The sequence below is a fragment of the Actinomycetota bacterium genome, assembly GCA_036280995.1.
Taxonomy (GTDB): Bacteria; Actinomycetota; CALGFH01; order CALGFH01; family CALGFH01; genus CALGFH01.
In genome coordinates this window covers 1-4916 of sequence record DASUPQ010000785.1, presented here as the reverse complement: position 1 = coordinate 4916, position 4916 = coordinate 1, and the positions used below count along the sequence as shown (strand labels likewise).

5 protein-coding genes are annotated in these 4916 nt (G+C 66.3%); 1 reads left to right on the top strand and 4 read right to left on the bottom strand.

Features of this window, described 5'->3' with window-relative positions:
- Positions 1–376: 376 nt before the first annotated feature.
- Complete coding sequence (locus VF468_26235; GenBank protein HEX5881786.1) at positions 377–877, top strand: hypothetical protein; 501 nt, start codon at positions 377–379, stop codon at positions 875–877.
- 106 nt (positions 878–983) lie between these two features.
- Here the strand turns inward: VF468_26235 and VF468_26230 are convergent.
- The 4 genes from VF468_26230 to VF468_26215 form a co-directional block, all read right to left on the bottom strand.
- A protein-coding gene (locus tag VF468_26230) for an IS3 family transposase (protein HEX5881785.1) occupies positions 984–2109 on the bottom strand; the annotation gives its coding sequence in 2 pieces (ribosomal slippage) (positions 984–1839 and positions 1838–2109; 1128 coding nt in all).
- 66 nt (positions 2110–2175) lie between these two features.
- Positions 2176–2568: a hypothetical protein gene (locus VF468_26225; GenBank protein HEX5881784.1), complete on the bottom strand. Its 393-nt coding sequence runs from the start codon at positions 2566–2568 to the stop codon at positions 2176–2178.
- Between the two features lie 377 nt (positions 2569–2945).
- Complete coding sequence (locus VF468_26220) at positions 2946–3266, bottom strand: H-type lectin domain-containing protein (protein ID HEX5881783.1); 321 nt, start codon at positions 3264–3266, stop codon at positions 2946–2948.
- Between the two features lie 319 nt (positions 3267–3585).
- The gene (locus tag VF468_26215) at positions 3586–4776 is read right to left on the bottom strand and encodes an ISAs1 family transposase (GenBank protein ID HEX5881782.1); all 1191 of its coding nucleotides are present in this window, start codon (positions 4774–4776) and stop codon (positions 3586–3588) included.
- Positions 4777–4916 lie beyond the last annotated feature (140 nt).

The following is a 4916-nucleotide window of genomic DNA, read 5'->3' as shown; positions in this document are numbered from 1 at the left end:
ATCGTGAAGGCGATGCCAGGTGAATGCAACGATGACAGCGATGAGCGGCCGGAGTGGTCAGACCCGATCGCCAGCCTACAATGCCACGGTCCTCCGGACTGGTCCCTTGCAGACCAGGGTGATCGGCGATGTTGGACGGTGTATTTATTGCGGATCATCAGACTCATTGCAGCGTGAGCACGTGATTCCGCTCGCGCTCCAGGGACACTTTGTCCTCGACCACGCGAGCTGTCGACGTTGCGCCGTGATTACTGGGCGGATGGAGCAGGAGATGCTTCGTGGGTGGTTCCTGGCGCCACGCACCACGTTGCAGTTGAAGACGCGGCGGCCGAAAGAGCGACCGACGGCTCTCCCGGGAATCGCGAGGCGAGCAGGCGTGGACGAGGAGGCCATGGTGCCTATTGAGGCCTACCCGAGCGCTCTCATCTTCCCGCTATTCGCACCACCGGTAGCCATTGTCGATCGGCCTACTGTGGCGCTCCAAGTCACAGGTGGGCTGCGCATTGTGTTCGTTGGCCGAGTTCCTCGGCGGATGCTGCCGCAAGAGCTGGGAGGTGATCAGGTCCGAGTCGAGGTCGAGGGCAGTCCATATGCCTTCGCCCAGATGATCGCTAAGATCGCCTGGGGATTCGCTGTTGCGGCCTGGGGCCTGCGGGCGCTTGCCGGCAGCCCGATTCCGGCCATGGTGCTCGGTGACCGGAAGGAGATCGGCCGGTGGTTCGGGAGTGCGCCTGATGAGTTGCCGCCGACGAGCGAGGGTCTCCATGCTGTCATGGCCTGGGTCACCGAGGATGAGCGTAGGCTGGTCCGTGTAAAGCTTTTCGGGCAGCTTGGGGGGCCGGACTATGTTGTCATCGTCGCGGACACGCCAAGGTAATGATGCTGCCTTCCGCCCGCGAAGCCCCGAGGCTCGCTGACACCAGTTCGAACAGCTGCGGATTGTCCTAGTCAGGCTGACCGGACCCTGGTTGTTGGTCCACCCGCTATGAGAGTTCAGGGTGGTTGGTGGACCAGGCCTTGGCGTAGTCGGTCGGGGTCAGGTAGCCAAGGGCGCTGTGGGGCCGGACGGTGTTGTACTCGATCCGCCAGTCCTCGACCAACACCTGGGCCTCGAGCAGGCTGGTGAAGGCCTCGACGGCCAGCAGCTCGTCGCGCAGCCGCCCGCCGAAGCTCTCCACGTACGGGTTCTGCCAGGGCGACCCAGGCTCGATGTAGCTGGTCCCGGCGCCGGTGAAGCGGCACCAGTCGCGCAGCGCGTTGGCAGTGAGCTCCGGGCCGTTGTCGCAGCGGAGGAACCGTGGCGCATCACGCTGGGCGAGGAGCTGGTCCAAGGCAGCCACGGTGGCGTCGGCATCGATGCGCCGGTCGACGGTGATGGTCAGGGCTTCGCGGGTGTGCTCGTCCACGACGTTGAGCAGCTTCAGGATCCTTCCGTCGGTGGTCTGGTCGAACTGGTAGTCCAGCGCCCACACGTGATCGGGGTGCTCGGCCACCAGCCGGTCCGCCGGGCAGGTGGAGGTCCCCAGCCGCTGGCGCTTGCGGTGGCGGGCTGGCACCCGTAGGCCTTCCTCGCGCCACCGCCGCTGGATCGCCTTGCGGTTCACCTGCCAGCCGGCCTCGCGCAGCTGGGCGTGGACGCGCCGGTAGCCCCAGCGGGGATGGGCTCGGCTGAGCCGGCGCAGCTCGGCACGGAGCACTTGGTCCCGGTCGGGCTCGGTCGGCTGGTGGCGTTGGGTGGAGCGGTGCTGGCCGGCGATCCGGCAGGCCAGCCGCTCAGAGAGGCCCAGCACGCGCTGCAGGTGGTCCACGGCGCGGCGGCGGCGTGCCGGGCTCAGAAGTTCCCTTGGCCAGCTCCCGCAGGGCGTCCTTCTCCAGCTCGGCCTCGGCCAACAGCCGCTTGAGCCGGGCGTTCTCACCCTCCAGCTCCTTGAGGCGCTTGACGTCGTCGGCCTTCAGCCCGCCGTACTGGGCCCGCCAACGGTGATAGGTCGCCTCCGAGATCTCCAGGTGCTTGGCGACCTCGGGCACGTCATGGCCGTCGGCGAGCAGCCGGTCGGCCTCCCGCAGCTTGCGGATGATCTGCTCGGGGGTGTGGCGGCGTCGCTTCATGGAGTCCTCCTGCCCGTCGGGGCGGTTGGACTCTCATACCAGCTGGACCAATCTCACGGGGTCAGGTCAAGGCCGCCATTGCTGCACTTCCAAGAGAAGTTGCTCATACTCCCGGCGGACGGCATCCTCGCCGACATTGTTCGCCGCGCGCACTTGAGCTGAGAGCTGTTCGAGACTCTCGTTAACGCGCAGGAAGAGGTTCGTCGCGTCGTCGAGTTCCTTGAGCATAACAACTCGACCAGCTGGTGACATGAATTGCACGGCACGGTCTCGGAAGTACCGGTGGGCGAGCCAGTTTCGCATGTCGCGCGCTTGGTCCAGATCTCGCTGCAAGAAGGCGGTGGACTGACCCATCCGCCGCAACTCCTTGAGGAGCCGTCCGAAGGTCATCGCGAAAGCCTCATCCATAAACTCATCAATATCTCGTTCGGTGAGCGTTCCGCGTTGAGGGAGACGCAAGTGATCATCAGATTAATAATCGCATGCTCGACCACCTGGGCAAGGTACATGGATGGCCAGGCCATACCGAGCGTAGACCTCCCGAGTTTCTTGGTCGGCGTCCACCGCTCTCTCCTCAAGCCCCAGGGCCCCGGCAAAGTAGCGAAATGTCCGCATTGGTATTAGGCACGCTCGTGCAACACCATACGAGAGCTGCCTTGCCACCTGAGACGGGACCAACGCGGCCGATGGCACGAACCGGACAATCTTGACTTGCCGAGGCCCTGTTGGAGGAGTGGGCTACCGGCGGCCGTACCGCTCAAATGCCGCCCGCGCCCACACCGCCCTTGGGGGCCTGCCACCGGTCAGCCGTGTCAACAACCTCCCTGGTATTACAACTAAAGCATAACGGGCATTGTGATGGCGATCCATGAAGCCCTGACCTCATATATTATGGAATCGGCCCATGTTTCGAACTTCACGTTGAAGGCCGTCGGGGTGATATCGGCGGCATACACGCGAACCCGCAGGTTCTTGCCTGCAGCGGCGTCGAGACCTCTGAGATTTACGAGTACGCCCGGCACCTGCGGAAATGGCTTCGGGAATGTCACCGACCGGATAACCGTTCTTTGCCCCACCTGAGGATCGTCGAGCGTCCAATCAGGCTGCCCATGGTTTCCACTCACGTATCCCATGAGGACCATTAGCTGGGATTCCATGTAGAAGCCTCCTTCGTGTCGGCCTCCGACGGCTCCGCCAGACCCAATCTCGCTCCCATGAACGAACTCCGCGTAACGAACGTACCTGGCCTGACGGACAACTCACTCGCATAGAGTATCGAAGTCGGCATCTCGTGTTCGAGGTGCAATCGTCCCCGGCCTCAGCCGCTGGGGCCACCACTGCATCGGTCTTCTTGGCGGCGGCATTCCAGCGGCTCGGGAAGCGTGAGCACCCCAGGGTTGCCTCCGCCGCGGCGGTGTTGTCAGACGACGGGCTGGTTAGAGTGCAGGGCTCCGTCGTTCTGTGGTGATCTTGGTTTCATCCGAGGCTGATCCCGAGGGTGGCGAGGGGTCGGCGTGGGTCGCGGGCGTGGCGGCGCAGGCGGCAGCCAGGTTGACCGGCCCCGCCCGGCTGAGCACCCCGATCGTGAGGTTGCGCAAGACCGCCATGACGTGTGGTGCGGACCTGGGAGGCCTCCTCACAGAAGGTGACGTCGCGGATGTGGTGCAGCGCCTCGATGGCCCAGTGCGCGCGCAGCAGGTCAGCAAGCCGGGCAGGGCGGGCCAACTCGAACGGGAGGCCGGTGATCGCATAGACGGTCACGGTCTGCCACGGCCGCGTCGAGGCGTGCAGGTCGCAGGTCCTGCGGGTGACCTGGATGACCTGGGCGACGTGGGGAAAGCCGAAGTGGCCGACAGTGACGGCCTTGAGGGTACGCACCTCCAGGCGGCCGTGGCCGCGGTCGCGGGTGCGGTCCGCCACGGGCACACGGTGCCACGGCAGGCCGGCGCAGCGCGCCAGCAGGGTGGGCTGATTGGCCTTGACCGTGAACAGGTAGTGGGCCCGCTTGACGGTCACCAGGAACTCGGCGGCCTCGGGGTGGGTCTGGAGTGCGTCGACGGTAACCACCGTGCCGGCGAGGTCGAGTCCGGCCAGCAGCGGCGCGAAGGCGGGGACCTCCTCGGGCGCGCCGCCGACCTGGCGTTGGGCCAGCACCGCGCGGCTGGCGTGGTCCATACAGGCCAGCAGGTGTACCGGGCGGCCGTCGCCGCCTGGGGGGCGGGCACCGCGCAGCGTCTTGCCGTCGACAGCGACGGCCCGCCGGCCGCGTGGGGACCTGTGACGGTCCCGGTCGGCCAGCCACGCGCCGATGGCGCTGGCTAAGACGTCGGCGTCCAGGCGCATGAGCGTCCGGCGGATGGTGGCCTCGGCTGGGACGCTGCAGTGGTCGGGGCCATCGCGGCGGGTGCCGAGCGCGGCCCGGACCTCCTGGGGTGCGTCGGCGGCCCATTCGGCGATCGCGGCGATCGACCGCGCCCCGGCCAGCATCGCGGCGGCCGCCAAGCCCAGGATGGCCACCAATGGGTGGCGGCGGCCACGGGCAGCTCGCGGGTTAGAGACGGTGGCTAGGCAGGCAAGCAGGTGTGGAGGGTCGGCGTCCTGGAGGGGCTCGGCGTGGGCGAGTTGGGCCAGGGCGGCTGGGACCAGGGATGATGGGTCGGCAGGCACGGGCGTCCGTCCGGGTCACGAGGTTGTGGTAACTGCATGATCCTGGACGTTCGTATCTGTATCCACTATCCGGCATTATGTCACGAACGAGACAGACTCACAGAACGCCGGAGCCTTGCCTCGAGCCCAGATGTTCTCCA